Annotated in this window: 24 protein-coding genes; 14 read left to right on the plus strand and 10 right to left on the minus strand. The window is 68.9% G+C overall.

The genetic code is table 11. The features are described 5' to 3' along the window. Positions 1 to 56: 56 nt before the first annotated feature. Complete coding sequence (locus EPA64_RS04685) at positions 57 to 1394, minus strand: ActS/PrrB/RegB family redox-sensitive histidine kinase (protein WP_134725081.1); 1338 nt, start codon at positions 1392 to 1394, stop codon at positions 57 to 59. A 74-nt stretch (positions 1395 to 1468) separates the two neighbouring features. Between EPA64_RS04685 and EPA64_RS04690 the strand changes: the two genes are divergently transcribed. The 3 genes from EPA64_RS04690 to EPA64_RS04700 all read left to right on the plus strand — a co-directional run bounded on the left by EPA64_RS04690 (position 1469) and on the right by EPA64_RS04700 (position 3150). Then, entirely contained in the window at positions 1469 to 2092 is a 624-nt protein-coding gene (locus EPA64_RS04690; protein ID WP_246026599.1) for an SCO family protein, read from the plus strand. 84 nt (positions 2093 to 2176) lie between these two features. Further along, the gene (locus EPA64_RS04695; RefSeq protein ID WP_134725083.1) at positions 2177 to 2731 is read left to right on the plus strand and encodes an ActR/PrrA/RegA family redox response regulator transcription factor; all 555 of its coding nucleotides are present in this window, start codon (positions 2177 to 2179) and stop codon (positions 2729 to 2731) included. Positions 2732 to 2805: 74 nt separating this feature from the next. After that, a complete protein-coding gene (locus tag EPA64_RS04700) occupies positions 2806 to 3150 on the plus strand; it encodes an H-NS histone family protein (RefSeq protein ID WP_134725084.1) in 345 nt (114 codons plus the stop codon). Between the two features lie 50 nt (positions 3151 to 3200). Here the strand turns inward: EPA64_RS04700 and EPA64_RS04705 are convergent, their stop codons facing one another. The 3 genes from EPA64_RS04705 to EPA64_RS04715 form a co-directional block, all read right to left on the minus strand. After that, the gene (locus EPA64_RS04705) at positions 3201 to 3806 is read right to left on the minus strand and encodes a YfbR-like 5'-deoxynucleotidase (RefSeq protein WP_134725085.1); all 606 of its coding nucleotides are present in this window, start codon (positions 3804 to 3806) and stop codon (positions 3201 to 3203) included. A gap of 66 nt (positions 3807 to 3872) precedes the next feature. After that, complete coding sequence (secB, locus tag EPA64_RS04710) at positions 3873 to 4400, minus strand: protein-export chaperone SecB (RefSeq protein ID WP_134725086.1); 528 nt, start codon at positions 4398 to 4400, stop codon at positions 3873 to 3875. A 55-nt stretch (positions 4401 to 4455) separates the two neighbouring features. Beyond that, the gene (locus EPA64_RS04715; protein ID WP_134725087.1) at positions 4456 to 4992 is read right to left on the minus strand and encodes an FxsA family protein; all 537 of its coding nucleotides are present in this window, start codon (positions 4990 to 4992) and stop codon (positions 4456 to 4458) included. Between the two features lie 116 nt (positions 4993 to 5108). On the opposite strand from EPA64_RS04715, the gene EPA64_RS04720 reads away from it, so the two are divergent. The 5 genes from EPA64_RS04720 to pnp all read left to right on the plus strand — a co-directional run bounded on the left by EPA64_RS04720 (position 5109) and on the right by pnp (position 10282). Continuing rightward, the gene (locus EPA64_RS04720) at positions 5109 to 5759 is read left to right on the plus strand and encodes a Tim44/TimA family putative adaptor protein (RefSeq protein ID WP_134725088.1); all 651 of its coding nucleotides are present in this window, start codon (positions 5109 to 5111) and stop codon (positions 5757 to 5759) included. 2 nt (positions 5760 to 5761) lie between these two features. Further along, positions 5762 to 6475: a Smr/MutS family protein gene (locus EPA64_RS04725; RefSeq protein ID WP_167626580.1), complete on the plus strand. Its 714-nt coding sequence runs from the start codon at positions 5762 to 5764 to the stop codon at positions 6473 to 6475. A gap of 71 nt (positions 6476 to 6546) precedes the next feature. Further along, the gene (locus tag EPA64_RS04730; RefSeq protein WP_134725089.1) at positions 6547 to 7530 is read left to right on the plus strand and encodes a calcium-binding protein; all 984 of its coding nucleotides are present in this window, start codon (positions 6547 to 6549) and stop codon (positions 7528 to 7530) included. Between the two features lie 225 nt (positions 7531 to 7755). Continuing rightward, on the plus strand, positions 7756 to 8025 hold the full coding sequence (rpsO, locus tag EPA64_RS04735; RefSeq protein ID WP_134725090.1) for a 30S ribosomal protein S15: 270 nt from the start codon (positions 7756 to 7758) through the stop codon (positions 8023 to 8025). A gap of 109 nt (positions 8026 to 8134) precedes the next feature. Further along, positions 8135 to 10282: a polyribonucleotide nucleotidyltransferase gene (pnp, locus tag EPA64_RS04740; RefSeq protein WP_134725091.1), complete on the plus strand. Its 2148-nt coding sequence runs from the start codon at positions 8135 to 8137 to the stop codon at positions 10280 to 10282. Positions 10283 to 10376: 94 nt separating this feature from the next. Here pnp and EPA64_RS04745 read toward each other — a convergent pair whose 3' ends face one another. Beyond that, positions 10377 to 11393: a polysaccharide pyruvyl transferase family protein gene (locus EPA64_RS04745; protein WP_134725092.1), complete on the minus strand. Its 1017-nt coding sequence runs from the start codon at positions 11391 to 11393 to the stop codon at positions 10377 to 10379. Positions 11394 to 11461: 68 nt separating this feature from the next. Continuing rightward, positions 11462 to 12121, minus strand: a complete 660-nt coding sequence (locus tag EPA64_RS04750) for a peroxiredoxin (RefSeq protein ID WP_134725093.1) — start codon at positions 12119 to 12121, stop codon at positions 11462 to 11464. A 219-nt stretch (positions 12122 to 12340) separates the two neighbouring features. Here EPA64_RS04750 and EPA64_RS04755 point away from each other — a divergent pair, with 219 nt between their 5' ends. After that, positions 12341 to 13786 carry an aldehyde dehydrogenase family protein gene (locus EPA64_RS04755; RefSeq protein WP_181953498.1) on the plus strand — a complete coding sequence of 482 codons (1446 nt, stop codon included), beginning with the start codon at positions 12341 to 12343 and terminating at the stop codon, positions 13784 to 13786. An 81-nt stretch (positions 13787 to 13867) separates the two neighbouring features. Here EPA64_RS04755 and EPA64_RS04760 read toward each other — a convergent pair whose 3' ends face one another. From EPA64_RS04760 to EPA64_RS04775, 4 genes are all read right to left on the minus strand, one after another. Further along, on the minus strand, positions 13868 to 14830 hold the full coding sequence (locus EPA64_RS04760) for an alpha/beta fold hydrolase (RefSeq protein WP_134725095.1): 963 nt from the start codon (positions 14828 to 14830) through the stop codon (positions 13868 to 13870). A 23-nt stretch (positions 14831 to 14853) separates the two neighbouring features. Beyond that, a complete protein-coding gene (locus EPA64_RS04765; RefSeq protein WP_134725144.1) occupies positions 14854 to 16509 on the minus strand; it encodes a long-chain fatty acid--CoA ligase in 1656 nt (551 codons plus the stop codon). Between the two features lie 85 nt (positions 16510 to 16594). After that, on the minus strand, positions 16595 to 17302 hold the full coding sequence (locus tag EPA64_RS04770) for a response regulator transcription factor (RefSeq protein WP_134725096.1): 708 nt from the start codon (positions 17300 to 17302) through the stop codon (positions 16595 to 16597). After that, a complete protein-coding gene (locus EPA64_RS04775) occupies positions 17299 to 19434 on the minus strand; it encodes a PAS-domain containing protein (RefSeq protein WP_425467011.1) in 2136 nt (711 codons plus the stop codon). Before EPA64_RS04775 ends, EPA64_RS04770 begins: the two co-directional genes overlap by 4 nt. Before the next feature lie 165 nt (positions 19435 to 19599). On the opposite strand from EPA64_RS04775, the gene EPA64_RS04780 reads away from it, so the two are divergent. Genes EPA64_RS04780 through EPA64_RS04800 form a run of 5 tightly spaced genes read left to right on the plus strand, consistent with a single transcriptional unit; the run spans position 19600 to position 24876 of the window. Beyond that, positions 19600 to 21564 (plus strand): AMP-binding protein, encoded by a 1965-nt coding sequence (locus tag EPA64_RS04780; protein ID WP_134725146.1) that lies wholly within the window; start codon positions 19600 to 19602, stop codon positions 21562 to 21564. Further along, positions 21561 to 22397: an ABC transporter ATP-binding protein gene (locus tag EPA64_RS04785; protein ID WP_134725097.1), complete on the plus strand. Its 837-nt coding sequence runs from the start codon at positions 21561 to 21563 to the stop codon at positions 22395 to 22397. Before EPA64_RS04780 ends, EPA64_RS04785 begins: the two co-directional genes overlap by 4 nt. Positions 22398 to 22439: 42 nt before the next feature. Beyond that, positions 22440 to 23423, plus strand: a complete 984-nt coding sequence (locus tag EPA64_RS04790) for a branched-chain amino acid ABC transporter permease (protein WP_134725098.1) — start codon at positions 22440 to 22442, stop codon at positions 23421 to 23423. 2 nt (positions 23424 to 23425) lie between these two features. Then, positions 23426 to 23800, plus strand: coding sequence for a VOC family protein (locus tag EPA64_RS04795; RefSeq protein ID WP_134725099.1), 375 nt, complete (start codon positions 23426 to 23428; stop codon positions 23798 to 23800). Continuing rightward, positions 23800 to 24876, plus strand: coding sequence for a branched-chain amino acid ABC transporter permease (locus tag EPA64_RS04800; protein ID WP_134725147.1), 1077 nt, complete (start codon positions 23800 to 23802; stop codon positions 24874 to 24876). Before EPA64_RS04795 ends, EPA64_RS04800 begins: the two co-directional genes overlap by 1 nt. Positions 24877 to 24926 lie beyond the last annotated feature (50 nt).

Raw genomic sequence — 24926 nt, forward strand, 5'->3', positions numbered from 1 at the left:
CCCGGCGGTAGCACGCCCGGATTTAAGAAAGGGTTAACCGGCGCGGCCCCCGCATTTCAACCGGGGATTGCGGGGTTGTGCCCCAGCGCCGCCCGGTCGTCGCCGGTGATCGCCTCGATCGGCCATGACACCGTCGCCAACGCGCCGCCGTCATTCTGGAACGCGACCGTCGCGCCCTGCCGTTCCAGCAGGGTGCGGGCGATGAACAGGCCGAGGCCCATCCCCTCATAGCTGCCGGGCGGCCCCTGTTCGCCGCGCCGGGTGGTCAGGAACGGCTCTCCCAGACGGCCCAGCAGATGCGCGGGATAGCCGGGGCCGTCGTCGCGGATGGTCACGGCGATGCCGGTGGCGGTGCGCTCTGCGGTCAGGGTGACGGTGGCGGCGGCGAAATCGACGGCGTTCTGGATCAGGTTGCGCAGTCCGTGGATCGTGGCGGCGTCCCGGCGCACCGACAGGGTGGCCAGATCGCCCGCCTTGATGACCACCAGCCTGCCCCGGTCGCGGTGGGGGCCCGCGGCCTCGTCCAGCAGGGCGGCCAGCGGGGCACGGCGCAGGTGCAGGTCGTCCTTGCCGGCCTGGCCCATGCTGCGCAGGATGTCGCGGCAGCGGTCGGCGGACCGGCGCAGCTGCGCCAGATCGTCGGCCAGACCCGGCCGGTCGGCGGCGATGTCGTCCAGCTCGTCGGCCAGTTCGGCGGCGATCAGCTTGATGGTGGCAAGCGGGGTGCCCATCTCGTGCGCGGCGGCCGCAACGACGCCGCCCAGGTGCTGCAGCCGCTGTTCGCGGGCCAGCGCCATCCCGGTAACGGCCAGCGCGTCCGAAGCCGCGCCCAGTTCCGACGCGACGCGGTGGGCGTAAAGCGCAAAGAACCCGCCCCCGATCGACAGCGCCAGCACATGCGCCAGCGTCAGCACCGTGCCGGTCGACAGGGGCGCGTCCGCGGCCATCCGCAGGGGCGCGTCGTTCAGCGTCATCAGCGCGATCATCCCGGCCGTGACCGCGCCCACGGCAAGGGTCAGCCGCGCCGGCAGGGCGGTCGCCGCGATGGTCAGCGGCGCCAGCACGAACAGCGCGAAGGGGTTGTTGATGCCGCCCACCAGCGCCAGCAGGATGCCCACCTGGCCGGCGTCAAGGCACAGCTGCGCGGCCGCCTGCACCGGGGTCACGCGCGTCGATCTGCGGCGCGTCAGCCACAGGTTCAGCCCGCCCGACAGCGCGATCATCGCCGCGACCGGCCCCAGCGGCAGGTCCACCCCCAGCGCCAGCCCGCCGGCGACGGCGGCCGCCTGGCCCGCCAGCGCGACCCAGCGCAGGGCCGTCAGCGTGCGCGCCCGGATGGGGTCGGGCATCGACCCGGCCCGGGCGGCGATCGGCGGGCGGTTGGCCAGCAGCATGTTTCGCGCCTTGCGTTACCTGACCCCCGCTTGATAGCGACCGGCAACACGGGCTTCAACGCGAGGGAATGACGATGGCCGACCGTAGGATCATGATCCTGGGCATCGCGGCGGCGGTGCTGCTGCTGCTGACGGGGTGGCTTTGGCTGCGCCCGGCGGGGGGGGACGAGTTCGCCCAGTGCCGGCGCGGCGCGATTGCGGGCGGCGCGGGCGGGCTGGGGGTGCCGTTCACCCTGACGTCCGAGACCGGCGAGCGGGTGACCGACGCGCAGGTCTTTGCCAAGCCATCGCTGCTTTACATGGGCTATACGTTCTGTCCCGACGTCTGCCCGCTGGACAATGCGCGCAATGCCGCCGCGGTCGATCTGCTGGACGGCAAAGGCGTGGACGTGACGCCGGTGTTCATGACCGTCGATCCGCGCCGCGATACGCCCGAACAGCTGGCGCAATTCACCGATGCGATGCACCCGCGCATGATCGGCCTGACCGGATCGGACGCGGAAATCGCCGACGTCGCCAAGGGCTGGCGGTTCTATTACAAACTGAACGACGAGACGGACAAGGAAAACTATCTGGTCGATCACATGACCACCACGTTCCTGGTTCTGCCGGGGCATGGCACCGTCGATTTCTTTGGCCGCGACGTGACGGCCCAGGACATGGCGGATCGCGTGGCCTGTTTCGTCGACCGGATGTGACCCCGCGCAATGGCGCGCGCGGCAATGGCGTTTGACGGGGTGCGGCGATTGGCCCTATGACCGCAGGGCAAGAACGGAGCTGTCATGTCCGACGATATCGCCAACCGGATCGGTCCGGACCCAAGCCTGCTGCTGGTCGATGATGACGAGGTGTTTGTCGCGCGCCTGGCCCGCGCGATGGAGCGCCGGGGGTTCCGCCCGCGCATCGCCACCAGCGTCGCGGCCGGGACAGGCGCTGTCCGGGCCGAGCCGCCGGCCTATGCCGTGATCGACCTGCGGCTTGAGGATGGCAGCGGGCTGGACGTCGTGGACGCATTGCGCGCGCAGCGCGCTGACGCGCGCATCGTGGTGCTGACCGGCTATGGCGCGATTGCGACCGCCGTCGCCGCCGTCAAGATGGGGGCGACCGATTACCTGTCGAAACCCGCCGATGCCGACGAGGTGACGAACGCGCTGCTGGCGGCGGGCGGGGCATTGCCGCCGCCGCCCGAAAACCCGATGTCGGCGGACCGGGTGCGCTGGGAACATATCCAGCGCGTTTACGAACAATGCGACCGCAATGTCAGCGAAACGGCGCGGCGGCTGCACATGCACCGCCGGACATTGCAGCGCATTCTTGCCAAGCGCGGTCCCCGGTAACGGCCCGGATTGCGCCAATCCGCATTTCCTGCGATTATTGATGCACAGCAAGTTTCCACAAAGGGAAAACGTTAATGGATGTCGATCTGAACGGAATGGATCTGGACCGGCTGCGCGCGCTGCGCAAGCAGGTGGATCAGGCCATTGCCTCGTTCGAAACGCGCCGCAAACGCGAGGCGATGGACGCGGTTGAAAAAGCCGCGCGCGAGCATGGGTTTGCCCTGGCCGACCTGACCGGGGCCGGCGGGGGACGCGGGCGCGGACGCGGCCGCAAGGCCGGCGCCCCCGACGAGGCGTCCGCGCCGCGCTATGCCCATCCCGACGATCCGTCGCAGACCTGGTCGGGCCGCGGCCGCCGCCCGCGCTGGGTGACGGAACAAGTCGCCGCAGGGCGCGATCTGTCGGAGTTCGCGGTATAAGAACGCGGCCGGGGCTGCGTCGCCAGGCCCGGCCGATCAGTCAAGGCCGATCAGTCGCGGTCGACCTGCACGATCAGGGCGGCAAAACGGTCCAGATACGCCGCGCGGGTTTCGGCGGGCGGGCGCAGGCGGATCGCCAGCCCGTCGGGCGGCAGGTCGTCGGTCACCGGAAACAGCCGGTCGGCCTCGGCCGGCGTGAACCCCGCGATCTGCACCGCCTCAAGCCGCGCCGACAGCCGGTCCGCCTGCTTGATCGCGCGCTTGACCGGCGCGGGCAGCGTGGCGGGCAGGCCAAAACGGCGGTGGATCGCCGCCGCCAGCCGGGCATCCATCTCTCGGTATTCCGACCCAAGGGCGGATTTCACCGGCGAGATCATGTCGCCGATCACGTATTCCGGCGCATCGTGCAACAGCGCGGCCAGGCGCCAGCGCGCCGCCGCGGCGGGATCGAGGGCGGCGAAGATTTCCTCGACCAGCAGGGAATGTTCGGCGACGCTATAGGCCCAGTCGCCGCGCGTCTGGCCGTTCCAGCGGGCGACAAAGGCCAGCCCGTGGGCGATGTCCCCGATCTCGATGTCCATCGGCGTGGGATCCAGCAGGTCCAGCCGCCGCCCCGACAGCATCCGCTGCCACGCCCGTCTGGTCCGCCCGGCCATCCGTCCCCCGCCCAATGAAAAGCCGCGGCCTGTTCCGGCCGCGGCGCGTTCAGTCCTGCGGCCGGGTCACGACAGCGGCTGGTCGGCGGGCCGTTCGGCCTGCGCGCGGCGCGCGGCCTCGGTCCGGTACAGCGCCACGAAATCGACCGGGTCCATGTTGAAGGGCGGAAAGCCCCCGTCGCGGGTCACGTCCGACAGGATGCGGCGCACGAACGGGAACAGCATCCGCGGGCATTCGATCATCAGGAACGGGTGCATCTGGTCGTTCGGCACGCCCTCGATGTGGAAGACGCCGGCATAGTCCAGCTCGCACAGGAACAGCTTGGCCTTGTCGGCGGTGTTGGTCGAGGCGACCTTGTATTTGCAGATCACCTCATACTGGTGGTCGGCGCTGCGCTTGCGGGCGTCCAGGCTGACCTGGATGCTGATCTCGGGCTGGACCTCGCCGCCGGTCAGGCCCTTTTGCGCCACCACGTTTTCGAACGACAGGTCGCGGACATACTGGGCCAGGATGTTCATGCGGACCGTCTGGTCCTTCGGCTGCTGCGGGGGCGCGGGCTGCGCCGCGCCGTTGGCCGGGGTGTCGTCGGTCATGGTGTTTCCCTGGATAAAGCGTCAGCCGCCGTGATAGCAAAGCGGGCAGGGCGGCTCAATGCCGCGTCCAGCCCGACGGGGGGCGCGGGGGATCGCGGGGCGGCGCCTCATGATCCGGTGGCACGACGCTGAAATCGGCGTCGATGACCGTGCCGTGCCCCGGGCCGCCGTTGCCGGGCCACGGCTCGCCCGCAGGGCCGCGCGGCGGCACCCCCGGTCCCGGACGCATGCCGAAACCCGCCCGCGCGGTCATCCGCGCGCCCAGGCGGTGGATGACCGCGCGCCGGACCGGCGGCACCAGCAGGGCCAGCCCCAGCGCGTCGCTGAAAAAGCCGGGCATCAGCAGCAGCGCGCCCGCCAGCATGATCAGCGCCCCATGCGCCAGGGGCGCGGTCGGGTCGCGAAGGTCGCGCAGCGCCGCCTGCATGTCGGCCATCGTCGCCGCCCCCTGCCGGCGCATCAGCGCCGATCCGGCCACGGCGGACAGGATGACAAGGCCGATCGTGGGCCAGAACCCGATCAGCGCCCCGGCCTGCAGGAACAGCGCGATCTCGACGACCGGCAAGACGACGAACGGTATCAGCAGCCACATCGGCAGCCCCCTTTAGGTCAAGACGCCGGCATCCGGCGGGCGGCGAACTGGACTTGCCCGCCTGTGGTCCCTACATAAACAGGCAATCCCGCAAGACCAACCAGAGGCGCCGGTCCATGTCCAACCCGCTGTTGCAGATCGTCGTTCTGGCGGCCATCGCCGTTTTCCTGATCCTGCGGCTGCGCAACGTGCTGGGCACCCGCGAAGGGTTCGAGCCGCCGCGCCAGGTCTCGCCCCCCGCGGACCGGGGCGGCCTGACGGTGGTGCCCGACGACGACCCCGCCAGCGACGTGCTGGACCATGCGCCCGCAGGCTCGCCCGCCGCGGCCGCCCTGACCGCCATGCAGCGGGCCGAGCCGGATTTCGCCGTCGGGCCGTTCCTTTCCGGCGCGCGCCAGGCCTATGAGATGATCCTGACCGCGTTCGAGCGGGGCGACCTGTCCGAGGTGCGCGCGTTTCTTGCCCCCCCCGTCGCCGAGGCGCTGGACGGCGTCATCGCCCAGCGTCGCCAGCAGGGCATCACGTCCGAGGTGACCTATCTGGGCACCCGCGAGACGGCGCTGGAGGGCGCGGAATACGACCCTGCGACCGGCGTCGGCGAGGTGTCGGTGCGTTTCGTGGGCGAGCTGATCTCGGCCCACCGCGACGCCTCGGGGGCGGTTGTTGACGGCGACCCCAAGGCGGCGCGCAAGCAGCGCGACGTCTGGACCTTTGCGCGGCGCATGGGTCAGGACGACCCGAACTGGCAACTGGTCGCCACGGCCTGACGATGGCGGGCCGCGACGGCGCGGGACCGCCCGGCAAGGATGGTCCCCGCGCGCCCCCTGCGCGCCGCCGCAAGGGCGGCCGGCTGAGCGACGAGGACCGCGACCTGTGGTCCCGCGTGACCCGCAAGATCGCGCCGATGACCCTGTCCGAGCGGGCGCAGTTCGCCCCGCTTGGCGATCCCCCGTTCGCCCCCCTTGGCGATCCCCCCGCAGCGGCCCGGCCGCCCGCCGCTGCGGCCGGTCCGACGGTCGCGGCCCCGCGCGCGGTCGCGCTGCCCCCCGGTTTCCGTCTGGGTGGGGGCGGCCCGGCGCCCATGCCGCCGGTGCGCCACGATCCCGCGCCGGGACCGGCCGAACGGCTGGCCGCCCATCCGCTGCGGATGGATCACAAGACCCACAAGCAGCTGACGCGCGGCAAGCTGCGCCCCGAATCGCGGCTGGACCTGCACGGCATGACGCTGGCCGCCGCCAAGGCCGAACTGACCGGATACCTGCTGTCGGCGCATGCCGCCGGGCGGCGGCTGGTGCTGGTCATCACCGGCAAGGGCAAGGGCGATCACGGCCCGCTGCCGACCCGGTCGGGCGCGCTGCGCCACGAGGTGCCGCATTGGCTGCACATGGCGCCGCTGGCCGGGGTGGTGCTGCAGGTCGTCCCGGCGCATCTGCGCCACGGCGGCGGCGGGGCCTATTACGTCTATCTGCGCCGCCGGGTCTGACCGCGGCCGCGCCAAGGCGTTAACTTTCCATCAACTTTCCGGTTCGTCCGCGGATCGTTCGACGCTATGTCATGGTGGACGCGGCGGCCATCGGGCGCGCCGCCCAGCCAAAGGGGTTCGTCATGCTGGTCGTGGCAAGCATGGTCGCGGTTCTGATGATGGGGCTTGCGCTGGACTTCACGTCCACGGGCGCGGACGACGAGGACAGCGACGACACGCCCGCCCCGCTGCCCGGCGACGGGGACGGCGATCCGACCGACCCCGACCCCGAACCCGAACCCGAACCCGAGCCGGGCCGCCTTGTCTGGGGAACGGCGGACGACGAATGGCTGACCGGCAGCGACGGCGGCGACCGGATCATGTCGCGGGACGGCCATGACGACGTGCGCGCGGGTCTGGGCGACGATCTGGTGCGCGGCGGCGCCGGCGACGACGTCATCTATGGCGACGACGCCTTCGGGCAGGGCGGCGACGACACGCTGTCGGGCGGCGACGGCGACGACAGCGTCGTGGGCGACGGCGGCAACGACAGCCTGACCGGCGACGGCGGCAATGATTCGCTGTTCGGGGGCGAGGGCGACGACCGGGCCGACGGCGGCGCGGGGCACGACTGGCTGACCGGCAGCGGCGGCAACGACACGCTGCGCGGCGGGGCGGGTTCCGACGACCTGACCGGCAACGAGGGCGACGACTGGCTGATCGGGGACGACGACGGCGCGACGCCCGACTGGCTGCACGGCGACGCGGGCGACGACCGCCTGTCGGTGGGCGCGGCCGACTGGGCCGAGGGCGGCGCGGGGGCCGACCGCTTCGACCTGCCCGGCGCCTTGCCCGCGACGCACGGGGCCGGACACGGGCCGGCGACGCTGGCCGACTTCGACGCGCAGCACGACCGCATCACCCTTACCCTGCCGGCCGACGCGCCGCATCCGCGCATCGAGATCGACGCGCAGCCCGACGGCACGGCGATGCTGCGCGTGAACGGGCAGGCCATCGCCCATGTCCTGACGCCGCAGGGGCTGGCCGCCGCCGACATCGCCATCGCCCGCATCTGAGGGCCGCCGCAACCACCGCCTGACCGCCGGCCCGGCCTGCCGCCGTTGCCCTTTGCCGTGGGGCCTTGCCGCCGCCCGGCCCCGCATGCGGGGTTTCCTTTGGGGCGGCGTTGCTGTATGCGCCACCGATCCGCCGGTCCGAATCCCTCTGGCGGGCACACTCCAAGGGCCTGTGCTGGACGACATCCCGGCCTGCGCCATAACCTTCCGATACAGGAGACCCCGATGTCGATCACCGTCGAAGACAAGGCCCGCGTCATGGGCGAATACGCCACCAAAGCCGGCGACACCGGTTCGCCCGAGGTTCAGGTGGCGGTCCTCAGCTCGCGCATCGCGACGCTGACCGAGCATTTCAAGACCCACAAGAAGGACAACCACTCGCGTCGTGGCCTTCTGATGATGGTCGCCCAGCGCCGCAAGCTGCTGGACTATCTCAAGCGCAAGGACGAGGCGCGCTATACCGACCTGATCGCCCGCCTGGGCCTGCGCCGCTGATGCCCGACGCGCCCCTTTGCGGGGCGCGTTTCGTTTTGACTGACGCGCGGCAATGGGGCCGCGCATGATGGGCGGGGGGCAGGGGCCCCTGCGCTGCAAAGGAAAAGTGATGTTTGAAGCTGCTGTTCAGAAGTCGATCCAGTGGGGGCAAGAGACCCTGACGCTGGAAACGGGCAAGGTGGCCCGTCAGGCCGACGGTTCGGTGATCGCCACGCTGGGCGAAACCTCGGTCATGGCGAACGTGACGTTCGCCAAGGAACCCAAGCCCGGTCAGGATTTCTTTCCGCTGACCGTCCACTATCAGGAAAAATTCTATGCCGCCGGCAAGATTCCGGGCGGCTTCTTCAAGCGCGAAGGCCGTCCGTCCGAGAAGGAAACGCTGACCTCGCGCCTGATCGACCGCCCCGTGCGGCCGCTGTTCGCGCCCGGCTTCAAGCACGAAGTGCTGGTGATGTGCACGGTGCTGTCGCACGATCTGGTCAACGACCCCGACATCGTGGCGATGATCGCCGCCTCGGCCGCGCTGACGATTTCGGGCGTCCCCTTCATGGGCCCGATCGCCGCCGCCCGCGTCGGGTTCGCCAATGGCGCCTATGTGCTGAACCCCGAGGTTCAGGACATGGACCACCTGCGGTCCAACCCCGAGCAGCGGCTGGACCTGGTGGTCGCCGGCACCCGCGACGCCGTGATGATGGTCGAATCCGAGGCCTATGAGCTGTCGGAAGACGAGATGCTGGGCGCGGTCAAGTTCGGCCACGAACAGATGCAGCCGGTCATCGACCTGATCGTCGAACTGGCCGAGGCCGCCGCGAAAGAGCCGTTCGACTTCCAGTCGCCCGACTATTCGGACCTGTATGCCCGCGTGAAATCGCTGGGCGAGGCCGACATGCGCGCCGCCTATGCGATCCGCGACAAGGGCGAGCGCCGCGACCTGATCGACGTGGCCAAGGCCAAGGTCAAGGCGGGCCTGTCCGACGAGGATCTGGCGAACCCGAACCTGGGCTCGGCCATGAAAAAGCTGGAATCGGGCATCCTGCGCGGCGACATCATCAACGGCGGCGCCCGCATCGACGGCCGCGACACCCGCACGGTGCGCGCCATCGACAGCGAGGTGGGCATCCTGCCGCGCACCCACGGCAGCGCGCTGTTCACCCGCGGCGAGACGCAGGCGCTGGCCGTGACCACGCTGGGCACCGGCGACGACGAGCAGATGATCGACGCGCTGCACGGCACGTCGCGGTCGAACTTCATGCTGCACTACAACTTCCCGCCCTATTCGGTGGGCGAGGTCGGCCGCGTGGGTTCGCCCGGCCGGCGCGAGATCGGCCACGGCAAGCTGGCGTGGCGCGCGCTGCAGGCGGTCCTGCCGGCACCCGCGGATTTCCCCTATACCATCCGCGTCGTGTCCGAGATCACCGAATCCAACGGCTCGTCGTCGATGGCGTCGGTCTGCGGCGGTTCGCTGTCGATGATGGACGCGGGCGTCCCGCTGAAGGCGCCGGTCGCCGGCGTCGCGATGGGCCTGATCCTTGAGGACGACGGCAAATATGCCGTGCTGACCGACATCCTGGGCGACGAGGACCACCTCGGCGACATGGACTTCAAAGTGGCCGGGACCGAACGCGGCATCACCAGCCTGCAGATGGACATCAAGGTCCAGGGCATCACGCCCGCGATCATGGAACAGGCGCTGGCGCAGGCGAAAGACGGCCGGATGCAGATCCTGGCCGAGATGGCCAAGGCGCTGAAGGAAGGCCGCCGCGAATTTTCCGCCCACGCCCCGCGCATCGAGACGATGACGATCCCCACCGACAAGATCCGCGAAGTGATCGGGTCGGGCGGCAAGGTCATCCGCGAGATCGTCGAGGTTTCGGGCGCCAAGGTCGACATCAACGACGACGGCACCATCAAGATCGCCTCGGCCAACGCCGATTCGATCAAGAAGGCGCACGAGATGATCTGGTCGATCGTGGCCGAGCCGGAAGAGGGCAAGGTCTATACCGGCAAGGTCGTCAAGCTGGTCGATTTCGGCGCGTTCGTGAACTTTTTCGGCAAGCGCGACGGGCTGGTCCACGTCAGCCAGATCGCCAACAAGCGCCTGCAGCATCCCAACGAGATCCTGAAGGAAGGCCAGGAGGTCAAGGTCAAGCTGCTGGGCTTTGACGACCGCGGCAAGGTCCGCCTGGGCATGAAGATGGTCGATCAGGAGACCGGCGAGGAAATCACCGAGAAGAAAGAGGACGCCTCGGCCGAGTAATCGGCGCGGCTGTCCCCGCATCGCCCCGGCCGCCCCCGCGCGGCCGGGGCTTTTTCATGGCCGCGTTCAGGGCGGGGCGATTGCGGCGGCCGGCTTAGCCCCGGCGCGGGAATCGCCCCCGTTTCCAGTGGCGATAGCGGGCGGCCATCTGGCTTAATCTGTGGCGCTGCCCGGTGACCGGGGGGCGGCGGTCGGGCCGGGCCTCGGCCTCGAGCGCGACGGCAAAGCTGGCGTCGTGCCCCGCCAGCAGATCCCGCGCCCGCGCCGCGCAGGCCATCGCCCGGCCGCGCGCGTCGGGGGCAAGGCAGCGGGCCAGCGCCGCGTCCAGATCGTCGTCGGTGGCGCTGTCCAGCGCCAGAACCTCGGGCCAGCGCAACAGTTCGGCCTGCCGCGTGACCTTGTCGCCGCCCGCGATGGCATCGACGGCCAGCGCGGGGACGCCGTTCTTCAACGCCAGCACGGTGCCGTGCAGGCGATTGGTCACCACCGCGTCCAGCCGCGCGCAGATCGATTCGAACTCGGCCTCGGTGCCGATGCCGTTGCGGTTGGCCTGCCGCGGGACGGTCGTGTCCATCTCGACCACCGCCACGCCGGCGCGCAGCAGCAGGGCGCGCAGCCGGACCTCGGCCTGCTTGTGCAACTGCCGGTCGCCGTATTCCCGCTGCGAGCGCACGAGGCACAGCCCCACCACCGGAATCCGCGGCACGGACCGCAGAAAGCTGAGGTCGGGCCGCACGATCCGGTCGCTGTCGCGTTCCAGCAGCGCGTCGAACGGATTGCACTCGTCCAGGGGCGCGACCATCGTCAGGTTGATCCCGATGTGGACGCAGTGGCGAAAGCGGTCAAAGATCACCGGATGCCTGACCGGATAGTTCGGGGCATAGGGGCCGCAGACGACGATCAGATGGGTGAACCCGGCCGGGTCCAGCGTGGCCGCATCCACCCAGCCGGGATCCAGCCCGACCAGATCCTGCGTATAGGGTGACACGACATGCTCGACCCGCTTGTCGCGCAGACGGTCCAGAACGTGGCCCAGCACCTCGAGGTCGCCCACGGTCGAGAAATGCCCGGTGACAAGGGCCTTGCGCGCCGGCGGATCAGAAGGGGTCATCGCACCTCGCAGGGGCTGGGGCGCGCGCGCCGCCGGGCGGCGGGCCCGGCGGCGCGGCGGCGGTCAGGTCAGGGCCGGGCGGGCTGCGCGACATAGCGCAGATAGGGCAGCTTGCGGTCGACCTTGCCGAACTTGGCCTCGGCCTGTTCGTCGGTCAGCGACATGGCGGCGATCACGTCCTGACCCGGCACCCAGTTCGCGGGGGTCGCGATCGGCACGCCGTCAGTCGCCTGCACCGCGTCCAGCGCGCGCAGGATCTCGGCAAAGTTGCGGCCGACCGACATCGGATAGGTCATCGTCAGCCGCACCTTCTTGTCGGGGCCGATGATATAGACCGTGCGCACGGTGGCCGTGTCGGCGGGCGTGCGCCCGTCGGGCAGATAGGCATCGGCCGGCAGCATGTCATAGGCCTTGGCGACGGTCAGCGAGGTGTCGTCCACGATGGCGAAATTGGCCGGGACGCCGGCGACCGCCTCGATGTCGCGCTTCCACTTGCGGTGATCGTCGGCGGAATCGACGGACACGCCCAGCACCTTGGTCCTGCGGGCCTCGAACTCGGGGATCAGCTGGGCGACGACGCCGAATTCGGTCGTGCAGACGGGGGTGAAGCTGCGGGGATGGCTGAAGATGATCGCATAGCTGTCGCCGATCCAGTCGTGAAAGCTGATCGGCCCATCCGAGGTGTCCGCGGTGAAATCCGGGGCGATGTCATTGATCCGCAAGCCCATGATGCCGTCCTTTGCTGGGTGATGACCTAGGGGGAACATACGCCGCCTGCGCCCGATTGCCAGCCCGAGGTATGGGCGCGGCCGCCCGCGGCGGTGTGCATCGGGCAGACTGCCCGCCGAACCGGGCAGAACGTCGGCCGCACCCGCCTTGCGGCCGGTCGGGCCGGGTGCGACCTTGCGGCCCGACGCCTATGCAGGGGGAAAGCAGCGATGTCCGATCTGGCCGACAAGCGGAAATTCTATATCGACGGCGCGTGGGTGGACCCCGCCAGCCCCCGCGACCTTGAGGTCATCGACCCCACGACCGAGGAAGCGGTCGCCGTCATCTCGGTCGGCGGGCAGGCCGACACCGACCGCGCGGTCGCGGCCGCCAAGGCGGCGTTCCCCGGCTGGTCGCAGACCCCCCCGGCCGAGCGGCTGGCGCATGTCGAGCGCATCCTCGCCATCTATCAGCGCCGCAACGACGACATCGGCGATGCCATGACCGCCGAGATGGGCGCGCCCACCGACATGTCGCGCGAGGATCAGGCCGGATCGGGGTCGTTTCACATCGAGACGTTCATCAACGAGTTCCGGGACTTCCAGTTCATCCGCCCGCTGGGCGATCACGCCCCCACCAGCATGGTCGCGTGGGAGCCGATCGGCGTCGTCGGGCTGATCACGCCGTGGAACTGGCCGATGAACCAGGTCACGCTGAAGGTGATCCCCGCGATCCTGGCGGGCAACACCGTGGTGCTGAAGCCGTCCGAAATTGCGCCCCTGTCGTCGATGGTCTTCGCCGAGGTGCTGGACGAGGCGGGCCTGCCCCCCGGCGTCTTCAACCTGGTGAACGGCGACGGCGCGGGCGTCGGCACGCAGCTGTCAACCCACCCCGACGTGGACATGATCAGCTTTACCGGATCGACCCGCGCCGGCATCGCCATCACCAAGGCCGCCGCCGACACGGTGAAAAAGGTCGCGCTGGAACTGGGCGGCAAGGGGGCGAACATCGTCTTTGCCGACGCCGACGACAAGGCGGTGACCCGCGGCACGCGGCACGTGTTCTATAACTCGGGCCAGTCCTGCAACGCGCCGACCCGGATGCTGGTCGAGCGCCCGGCCTATGAGGCGGCGATCGAGACCGCGAAGGCCGTGGCCGAGGCCACCGCCGTCGGCAGCGCCCGCGACCCGGGCCAGCACATCGGCCCGGTGGTCAGCAAGCAGCAGTGGGACAAGATCCAGTCCCTGATCCAGACCGGCATCGACGAGGGCGCGCGGCTGGTCGCCGGCGGCCCCGGCCTGCCCGAGGGCGTCAACCGCGGCTATTTCGTCCGCCCGACCGTCTTTGCCGACGTGACCAGCGACATGACCATCGCCCGGCAGGAAATCTTTGGCCCGGTGCTGGCGATCATGCCGTTCGACTCCGAGGACGAGGCGCTGCGGATCGCCAACGACACGATCTATGGGCTGACGAACTATGTCCAGACCGCCGACGGCGCGCGCCGCAACCGGCTGGCCCGGCAGCTGAAATCCGGCATGGTCGAGATGAACGGCACCAGCCGCGGCCGCGGATCGGCCTTCGGCGGCGTCAAGGCCTCGGGCCGCGCCCGCGAAGGCGGCGTCTGGGGGATCGAGGAGTTCATGGACAGCAAGCAGATCTCGGGCTGGGACGGCGAGGCCGAGTGATCCTGACGTTGGCGAGAAGGAAAGGGCGCGGTGACGCGCCCTTTTTCGTGCCGCTGTCCTTCCGCCGAATGCCTGAGTCTCTCAGGCGCTCACGCCTTTTTCTTCAATCAGCCGGGCAATCCCCTTGTTCACATCAAATGTTTGCCCCGTCCGCTCGCTACTTTGTTTCATAAGGTCGCGAGCTTCAGCGAGCAGGTTCTTTCTCAATAGAATGTTGAGAAGCAGCTCATAAGCAAACCGGGTCGGCTCGAGTGCAAAGCTGCGCTCCAGTAATCTCCGGGCCTCTTCCGGATCCTGCTTCAGCAGCAGTTTGCCGCGCCCAAAGGTCCATAAGGCGCAATCTTCGGTTGGAAGGTCCAAGGGGATGATCTCGTCGTCTTCGATCAGGCGCAGAAGGAAAGGAGTCAGCTGGCCTGCCCTCTGGATAGCCTTAAGGACGATATGCCCAGTGTGTTCCAGCTTTACCAGCCGGGCGTTCGGGTAGGCACGCAGGACCATTTCATCGATCATCATGCAATCAAATCGGAGATGCATGTCATAAATGGCCACCGGCGGCTTCAGGGAGCGGGACGCATCCCAGAGCTCTTCGTGCGCGATGCGGAAATCTGGGAAATTGGGATGTTCGAGAGGAGGCCATGCCGGCAGCATGGGAGCTGCAGCAATTATCCTCGCGTCTAGGCATCCCCCGTAGTAAAGCGCGGCATAGCCGCCCAAGCTTGACCCATAAGTGACCACGTCACGGTCGATGCACTGATCGGCAACTGCTTCAAAGAACGCCGCCTGAGAAAGGCCTTGATACTGAGTCCCGCGCTCTTGCGCGACGTAGATAGTATCATAGCCTTTCTTCAGCAGAAAACTTGTTCCAAAGCCGGCTGGCGTTTTTCCCGAAGGCAGCAGGCCGAATGTAATGACAAGCTTCTTGCTCGGCGTTTCGCCCGCCCGATGCAGCGTGATCAGATAATCGTCATGGCTTGCCAGCGTTTCCGTCTGCATCGAGACCCCGTGGATATTTTCCTTTGCAACGGTGATCGCCTTAACAACCACGGGTTGCTCTCACAAGGCCGCACTTACGCCTCCGCCTCGGCCTTCAACGCAGCCGCCTCCTCGTCCCACAGCACCTCGCCGTATTCCGCGCGCAGCTGCGCCTTGACCACCTTGCCGGTCGGGCCCAGCGGCAGGCTTTCGACGAAGACCGCGCGGTCGGGCACCTGCCAGCGCGGCACCTTGCCGTCATAGTGGGCCAGCAGCTCGGCCTCGGTCAGGTCGCTTTGCAGGCGTTTCTGCACGCAGATGACCGGGCGTTCATCCCATTTCGGGTGCCGCGCGGCGATGGCGGCGGCGTTGGCGACCTTGGGGTGCGAGATGGCGATGTTTTCCAGATCGACGGTGGAGATCCATTCGCCGCCGGACTTGATGATGTCCTTGGATCGGTCGCGGATGACCATGAACCCGTCGGGGTCCAGCGTGGCGATGTCGCCGGTGTCGAACCAGCCGTCCCATGTCAGCGCGGGCTTTTCCTCGCCGAAATAGCTGTCGACGATCCAGTGGCCGCGGATCTGCAGCTCGCCCTGCGTCTCGCCGTCGGCGGGCAGGACGGTCCCCTCGGCGTCCACGATGCGCAGCTCGACCCCGAACAGCGGCCGGCCCTGTCCGTTGCGGATCCGGTCCAGTTCGGCGGCGGGCAGGCCGCGGTGCTTGGCCAAAGGCGCGTTGACGGTGCCCAGGGGGCTGGTCTCGGTCATGCCCCAGGCGTGGATCAGCTCGACCCCATAGCGGTCGCGGAAGGCGGCGCGCATCGACGGCGGCAGGGCCGATCCGCCGACGATGGTGCGTTTCATCGTGGCGGCGGTGGCGACGCCCGCGTCCAGCGCCGCCAGCAGGCCCATCCAGATCGTCGGCACCCCGGCGGCGATGGTCACGCGCTCGGCGTCGATCAGCCGCGCCAGGCTTTCGCCGTCCAGCCGCGGGCCGGGCAGCACCAGCCGCGCCCCGGCGGCGGCGGCCATATAGGGCGCGCCCCACGCGTTGACGTGGAACATCGGCACGACCGGCATCAGCGAATCGCCCGCGCCGACCGCGAACCCGTCGGGCTGGTTGGCGGCCAGCGCGTGCAGCATGGTCGAGCGGTGGGAATACAGCACCCCCTTGGGGTTGCCCGTGGTCCCCGAGGTATAGCACAGCGACGAGGGCGCGTTCTCGTCCACCGCGGGCCAGGGAAAGCCGGGGTCGCCCTCGGCCAGCAGCTCGTCGTGGAACAACAGGCCGGGCAGCGCCGCCGCCGCCTGGTCGTCGCGCGGCCCCATCAGCACGATGCCCCGGACCGACGCCAGCCGGTCGCGCACCGCCGCAATCAGCGGCACGAAGGTCTGTTCGATGAACAGCATCCGGTCGGACGCGTGGTTGACGATGAAGACCAGCTGATCCGGCGACAGGCGCGGGTTGATGGTGTGGCACACCATGCCTGCGCCGGGCACGCCGAAATACAGTTCCAGATGGCGGCGGTTGTTCCAGGCGATGGTGCCGATGCGGTCGCCGGGTTCCAGCCCACGCCGCACCAGCGCCGAGGCGATGCGCCGCGCGTTCTGCGCGACCGATCCCCACGTCACCCTTTCGAACCCGCCCTGCGTCAGGGCCGACACGATTTCGGTGCCGCCGTGATAGCGGGCGGCGTGGTCGATCAGCGAGGCGATCGACAGCGGTTGGGTCATCATTCGGCCAAGCAGCATGACAGTCCTCCGTTTGCGCGATGTTTGCGTCGCGGGGGCGGTTCAGGCAAGCGGCGCGGCTGCGGCAGGGCGGCGCACCCGGTCAGCCCCATTCAACCGCGGACAGGAAGATATAGCCCGCGCCATAGATGGTCTTGATCAGGCGCGGGTTGCGCGGGTCTTCGCCCAGCTTGGTCCGCAGGCGCGAGATGCGCACGTCCATCGCCCGGTCAAAGCTGTCGCCTGCCGCGCCGCCCAGCGTTTCCAGCATCTGCGCGCGGCTGATCAGGCGGCGCGGGGCGTCCAGGAACATGCGCAGCATCTCGGCCTCGGCATGGCTCAGGGGCGTGTCGGCGCCGTCGGGGCCGGTCAGGGCATAGCGGTCGAAATCGGCGGTCCACCCGGCAAAGCGGGCGCGCTGGCCGGGGCGCGCCACCTCGCGCGCGGGGCGGCGCAGGCGGGCGCGGATGCGGGCCACGACCTCGGCCGGATCGAAGGGCTTGGTGACATAGTCGTCGGCCCCCAGTTCCAGCCCCGTCACCCGATCCTGCACCTGCGCCCGCCCCGAGATGATGATGATCGCCGCGCCCGATTCGGTCGCCAGCCGATGCACCAGCGCCAGCCCGTCGCGGTCGGGCAGGCCCAGGTCGATCAGGCAGGCGTCGGGGGTCATGCGGCGCAGGCCCGCCTCGAACTCGGTCGCGCGGGCAAAGGCCGCGGTGCGGAAGCCCGCCTCCTCCAGCGCGGAGGCCAGCAGGCGGCGGATGTCGGGCTCGTCGTCCAGGATGGCGATCAGCGGCGCGTCGGTCATCGTCGGGCCTTTATCGGATCGGGACCGGGCCGACGGGGCGCCGAGGGGTCGGCGCCGGCACGGGCAGGTTCGGACAGGGCAGGTTTGGCCGCGGCAGATTCGGAAGGACCACGCGCGGCTGGCGCAGGGTCGGCTGCGGCACGTTCAGCATGGGCAGCGTCGGCATGGGCAGGTTCGACAGGGGCAGCTTCGGCAGGGGCAGCTTCGGCAGGGGCAGGGGTGGGACGGGCGACAGCGGCAAAGGCGGCACGGGCGCGCGCGGTCTGCGCGGCGATCAGCGTCGCCAGTTCGGCCGCGGCAAAGGGCTTGGTCAGGACCGGCGCGGACAGCCCGTCGCGGCCAAGGTGGCCGGGGGGCAGGGCGGTCATCAGGATCAGCGGCGGCGGCCCCGCACCCAGCGCCGCGCCGGACCCGTCGCCCAGTTGCAGGTCCGACAGGATCAGCGTCAGGCCGGGCAGGTCGGCCAGTCCCTGCGCCTCGGCCAGCGACCCGGCCTCGATCACGGCATGGCCCATGCCGGTCAGCATGGCGCGGACCTGCGCGCGGATGTCGTCGTCATCCTCGACCAGCAGCACCATCTGCGGCACCGCGCGGCGCAGCGGCAGGCGCAGCCGCACCCGCGCCCCGCCCTGGGCCGCGTTTTCCACCCGCAGCGTGCCGCCGGCCAGCTTGGTTTGGTCATAGGCCATCGGCAGGCCCAGCCCCGACCCCCGGCCGCCCTTGGTGGTGAAGAACGGCTCGACCGCGCGCGACAGCGATTCGGGCGAAAAGCCGGGGCCGCTGTCGGTCACGGTCAGTTCCAGCCAGTCGCTGACCGGGCGCGCGTCCAGCACGATCCGCCCGGCCTGCATCCCCGCGCCCGAAATGGCGTCGCGCGCGTTCAGGATCAGGTTCAGCAGCGAATCCTGCAACGCGCCGGGTTCCAGCAGCACCCGGCCCAGACCGGGGTCGCATTCGACCGCCAGCACCAGCCCGCGGCCCAGGATCGGGCTGGCCATCGCGGCCAGGTCGGACAGCAGCGCGGGCAGGTCCACGGGTTCCAGCGCCAGATCGCGCGGCGCGGTGATCTTGGCGATCCGCGCCAGCAGCGCCGCGCCGCGGCGGGCGGCGGCCAGCGTGCCCGCCACGTCGTCGGCGGCGCCCGGCGGCAGCCCGGCCTTGGCCAGCCGCCCCTGCAGGCCAAGGATGATGGTCAGCAGGTTGCCAAAGTCATGCGCCAGCCCCGAGGTCATCTGCGCCGCCGCCGCGCGGCGCGCGCCGTGGGTCAGCGCCTCGCGCGCCTGCACCTCGGCGGTGACGTCGGTGGACAGGACATAGACGCCCGCGGCCGCGCCATCCGGGGTCAGCGCGATGCGGATGCGCCGCCCCGACGGCGGGTGCGTCACCTCGAACACCTGCGGCTGCCCGCCGACGGCGGCGTCCAGATGCGGGCGCAGCCGGGCGAAGGTTTCGGCGCCCAGCACGCCGGCCACGGTCTGCCCCACGATGGCCGAGGCCGCGCCGGGGAACACCTTGTCCAGCTGCCGGTTGGAAAACGTATAGCGGTAATCCGTATCCACATGCGCGATATGGGCGGGCACCATCTCGGTCACGTGGCGGGTGCGGGCCTCGGATTCGGTCAGGACACGCTTTGCTTCCTGCAGGGCCGCGTTGGTGGCGGCCAGCTGGCGGTTCGCGGCCGACAGCCGTTCGGCGTGGGCCAGCACCTGTTCCGACAGCTCCTCGGACCGGGCGCGCAGCAGCAGTTCCTGCTGCCGGATGGCGGTGATGTCGGTATAGACGGCGATCCACCCGCCCTGCCCCAGGGGCGAGCCCTCGACCGACACGATGCTGCCGTCGGGGCGGGTGCGTTCCAGATAATGGGGCTGGAAGGTGCGGGCCTGCTCGACGCGGGCGCGCACCGCGCCCTCGGCGTCGTCCTGCGGCCCGTATTCGCCGCGCAGCACCAGATAGCGGATCGTATCCTCAAAACTGGCGCCGGGCCGGGTCAGCGCGTCGGGCAGGTCGAACATCGACTGATAGGGGCGGTTCGACACCGCCAGCCGCAGGTCGGCGTCAAAGATCGAGATCGCCTGCTGGATCAGGTTCAACCCCGACTGGGTCAGTTCGGCGCGGCTGTCGGGCGGCATCATCCCCAAGGGCTAGCACCGCCCGCGCCACGGCGAAAGCCGGTAACAATTCGTAGGAATCGGGTAAAACTGCCGCAAGGTTTGGCCGCGATGGCTGATGCGTCCGGGGGCAGGGAGGTGTTCCCGGACAGCGGTGCCCGCGCACCGGGGAGGAACACGATGACGGCTTTGGCTGAACCGCAGGGCGACCTGCGGTCCATTCCCGCGCTGCTGGCGCGCAACGCCGCCCGCATGGGCGGCCGACCGGCGTATCGCGAAAAGGAGTTCGGCATCTGGCAAAGCTGGACCTGGGCCCAGACGCTGGAGGAAACCCGCGCGCTGGCGACCGGCTTTCTGGCGCTGGGGCTGAACCGCGGCGACCATGTTGCGATCATCGGGCGCAACCGCCCTGCGCATTACTGCGCGATGGTGGCCGCGCAGATGTGCGGCGCGGTGCCGGTGCCGCTGTATCAGGACGCCGCCGCGCCCGAGATGTCCTATGTGCTGACCCACTCCGGCGCCCGCTTTGTCGTCTGCGGCGACCAGGAACAGGTCGACAAGGTCATCGAGGCCGAGGAGGACGACCGGACCGTCCAGCAGATCATCTATACCGACAAGCGCGGAATGCGGAAATACGACCATTCCCGCATGAACTGGCTGTCCGACGTGCAGGCCGAGGGGCGCGCCGCCCGCCAGCGGTTCGAGGCGGAACTGGACGCCCGCATCGCCGAGCTGAGCTACGACAGCACCTGCGTCATGCTGTATACCTCGGGGACCACCGGCAAGCCCAAGGGCGTGGTGCTGTCGAACCGCAACATCATCGAGACGGCGCGCAATTCCTCGGCCTTCGACGGGCTGCGCGCGGGCGACGACGTGCTGGCCTATCTGCCGATGGCTTGGGTCGGCGATTTCATCTTTTCGCTCGGGCAGGCCTATTGGACGGGGTTCTGCGTGAACTGCCCCGAAGGCGCGCACACCATGATGACCGACCTGCGCGAGATCGGGCCGACCTATTTCTTTGCCCCGCCGCGCGTGTTCGAGGGGCAGTTGACCAACGTCATGATCCGCATGGAGGACGCCGGCCGGTTCAAGAAGTGGCTCTTCGACCATTACATGCGGCTTGCCCGCCGGATCGGCCCGGCGCTGCTGGACGGCAGGCCCGTGGGGCTGGTGGACCGGCTGCGCTATGGGCTGGGAAACCTGCTGGTCTACGGCCCGCTGAAGAACACGCTGGGCTATTCACGCATCCGCGTGGGCTACACGGCGGGCGAGGCGATCGGGCCGGAGATCTTCGACTTCTACCGCTCGCTCGGGATCAACCTGAAACAGCTCTACGGCCAGACCGAGGCGTCGGTGTTCATCACCCAGCAGCCCGACGGGCAGGTGCGGTCCGACACGGTGGGCGTGCCCTCGCCCGGCGTCGAGGTCCGCATCGCCGAGAACGGCGAGGTCTATTACCGCGGGCCGGGCACCTTCGTCGAATATTTCAAGAACGCCGATTCCACCCGGTCCACCAAGGACGATCAGGGCTGGGTCGCGACCGGCGACGCCGGGTTCTTTGAACCGGGCAGCGGCCACCTGCGGATCATCGACCGCGCCAAGGACGTGGGCCGCATGGCCGACGGCAGCCTGTTCGCGCCGAAATACGTCGAGAACAAGCTGAAGTTCTTCCCCAACATCCTTGAGGCGGTGGTCTTCGGCAACGGCCGCGACCGCTGCACGGCCTTTATCAACATCGACCTGACCGCGGTCGGCAACTGGGCCGAACGCAACAACATCGCCTATGCGTCCTATCAGGAGCTGGCCGGCCACCCGCAGGTCTATGCCGCGATCCGAAAGCACGTCGAGGAGGTGAACGCCGGCGTGGCGACCGACCCGATGCTGTCGGGCTGCCAGATCCACCGCTTCCTGGTGCTGCACAAGGAACTGGACGCCGACGACGGCGAGATGACCCGCACCCGCAAGGTCAAGCGCGGGGTGATCGCCGAGAAGTTCGTCGACCTGATCGAGGCGATGTATGCCGGCCGCGACAGCATCCATACCCAGACCGAGGTCACCTATGAGGACGGCCGCAAGGGCCTGCTGAAGGCGACCGTGCGGATCGAGGACGCCCGGACCTTTCCCGCCGTGCATCACAAGGTGGCCGCAGAATGACCCACGCCCCGACGATTTCCGCCGATGCGGGCGGCCATGTCACCGCCGACGGCCGCCACATCGGCGGCGTGATGATGGACATGCGCAACATCACCCTGCGCTTTGGCGGGGTGGTGGCGATCAAGGACATCAGCTTTGACATCCGCGAGGGCGAGATCCGCGCCATCATCGGCCCGAACGGCGCCGGCAAGTCCTCGATGATGAACGTCATGTCCGGCTTTTACGTCCCCCAGCAGGGCGAGGTCTGGTTCCGCGGCGAAAAGCGCCCGCAGATGAAACCCTATGAGGTCGCGCGGCTGGGTATCGCCCGCACCTTCCAGAACATCGCGCTGTTCGACGGGATGAGCGTGCTGGACAACATCATGACCGGCCGGCTGACGATGATGAAATCCGGCCTGTTGGAACAGGCGTTCTGGTGGGGCCGGGCCGAGCGCGAGGAAAGCTGGCACCGCGAGCGGGTCGAGAAGATCGTCGACTTCCTGGAAATCCAGAACATCCGCAAGACCCCGGTCGGGCGGCTGCCCTATGGGCTGAAAAAGCGCGTCGAACTGGCCCGCGCGCTGGCCGCCGAGCCGAAGCTGCTGATGCTGGACGAGCCGATGGCCGGCATGAACGTCGAGGAGAAAGAGGACATGAGCCGCTTTATCCTGGACGTGAACGACGAGTTCGGCACCACCATCGCGCTGATCGAACACGACATGGGCGTGGTCATGGATTTGTCCGACCGGGTCGTCGTGATGGATTACGGCCGCAAGATCGGCGACGGCACCCCCGACGAGGTGCGCAACAACCAGGAGGTGATCGACGCCTATCTGGGGGTCGCCCATGACTGACGCCGGCCCCGCATTCCCCGCCCGCCTTCGGAGTGACCGCTGATGGACCAGCTTCTCTATGCCGCCGAGGTGGTGCTGAACGGCCTGATGACCGGGGTCATGTATGCGCTGGTCGCGCTGGGCTTCGTGCTGATCTACAAGGCGTCGGGGGTGTTCAACTATGCCCAGGGCGTGCTGGCGCTGTTCGCCGCGCTGACGCTGGTCGGGCTGCAGAACGGGCAGGTGCCGTTCGCGCATCTGATCAACGCCGCGCTGGGCACGGACCTGCACAGCTTCGGCTGGACGCTGCCCGCGATCCTGGCCATCGCGCTGACCGCCGTGGTGATGGTCGGGCTGGCGATCGCCATCGAAAAGCTGGTGCTGCAGCATCTGGTCAACCAGGAACCGATCATCCTGTTCATGGCGACCATCGGCCTGGCCTATTTCCTTGAAGGCTTGGGCGACGTGATGTGGGGCGCCGACATCAAGATGCTGGACGTGGGCGTGCCCAAGGGCGCGTCGGAAACCATCATGAACGTGACCGAGCGGCTGACCGGCTATGGGTTCTATATCGACCAGCTGGACATCTGGGCCGCGATCATCGCGGTGATCCTGGTCACGGCGCTGATGCTGTTCTCGCAATACACCAAGCAGGGCCGGGCGCTGCGCGCGGTCGCCGACGACCATCAGGCGGCGCTGTCGGTGGGCATCTCGCTGCGCTTCATCTGGGTGCTGGTCTGGTCCATCGCGGGGTTCGTGGCGCTGGTCGCGGGGATCATGTGGGGGTCGAAGTCCGGGGTGCAGTTCAGCCTGTCGCTGATCGCGCTGAAGGCGCTGCCGGTGCTGATGCTGGGCGGCTTCACCTCGATCCCCGGCGCCATCGTGGGCGGCCTCATCATCGGCGTCGGCGAGAAACTGTTCGAGTTCTATGTCGGCCCGCTGGTCGGCGGCGCGACCGAGAACTGGTTCGCCTATGTGCTGGCGCTGATCTTCCTCGTGTTCCGGCCGCAGGGCCTGTTCGGCGAGCGCATCATCGAGAGGGTATGAGCATGACGCATCGTCAAAGGCTGGGCGGGATCGTGATCGACTGCCAAGGCGACCTTGCCGAGGCCGCGCGCTTCTGGTCGGCCGCGCTGGGGCGCGAGTCCAAGGACGAGGGCGACGGGCGCTATGTCAGCCTCTCGGCCGACGGCGCCGACCCCTATTGGGTGGTGCAGAAGGTCGAGCACGCACCCCGCGTCCACCTCGACCTCGAGACCGACGACAAGGAGGCCGAGTGCCTGCGCCTGAGCGCGCTTGGCGCGCGCGAGGTGTCGCGGATCAAGGGCTGGATCGTCATGGAAGCGCCGACCGGCCACCGCTTCTGCCTTGTCGGGCCGGACGATCCCGAGGCGCTGGCGCGCGACGGCAGGGAGTTCGAGTGATGCTTTACCGCGAGGCAGGCGACTTCAAGACCACCTACCGCGAGGACAGCCAGACCTTTCCGCTGCGGCTGGACCGCTGGGGGTATTACGCGGCGCTGGCGGTGGCGTTCCTGGTGATCCCGCTGGTCATCAACGACTATTGGGCGAACGCGGTGTTCGTGCCGTTCCTCGTCTATGCGATCGCGGCGCTGGGGCTGAACATCCTGGTGGGCTATGCCGGCCAGGTGTCGCTGGGCACGGGCGGGTTCATGGCGGTCGGCGCCTATGCGACCTACAAGCTGTCGACCTCGTTTCCCGACATCTCGATCCTGATCCACATCCTGCTGGCGGGCGCCATCACCGCGGTCGTGGGCATGCTGTTCGGCCTGCCCAGCCTGCGCATCAAGGGATTCTATCTGGCCGTGGCGACGCTGGCCGCGCAGTTCTTCCTGGTGTGGCTGTTCAACAAGGTGCCGTGGTTCTACAACTATTCCGCGTCGGGCCAGATCACCGCCCCGGAACGCACGGTGCTGGGCTGGTTCGTGACCGGGCCGCAGACCAGCGCGCCGGCGAAATACCTGGTCTGCCTGATCTTCGCGGTCGGGCTGGCGTGGATCGCGCGCAACCTGACGCGGGGCACCGTGGGGCGCAAATGGATGGCGATCCGCGACATGGACATCGCCGCGGAAATCATCGGGGTGAACCCGCTGACCGCCAAGCTGACCGCGTTCGCCGTCTCGTCGTTCTTCGTCGGCGTGGCGGGGGCGCTGTTCTTCAGCGTCTATCTCGGCGCGGCCGAGGTGGGCGAGGCGTTCGGCATCAACAAGTCGTTCCTGGTCCTGTTCATGGTCATCATCGGGGGGCTTGGGTCCATCTTCGGCAGCTTTGCCGGGGCGGCGTTCCTGGTCCTGCTGCCGGTCTTGCTGAAAAACCTGCTGGTCGGCGGCCTGGGCTGGCCCACCGATCTGGCCGCGCATATCGAACTGATGATCGTGGGCGCGCTGATCGTGTTCTTCCTGATCGTCGAGCCGCACGGGCTGGCGCAGCTGTGGCGCCTGACCAAGGAAAAGCTGCGGCTGTGGCCGTTCCCGCACTGACAATCCTGCAACCAGACCGGGCCGAACCCGGCGAAACCCTGACCCCTCTG

Origin of the sequence: Paracoccus luteus, from assembly GCF_004522155.1 — a bacterium.
GTDB lineage: Bacteria > Pseudomonadota > Alphaproteobacteria > Rhodobacterales > Rhodobacteraceae > Paracoccus > Paracoccus luteus.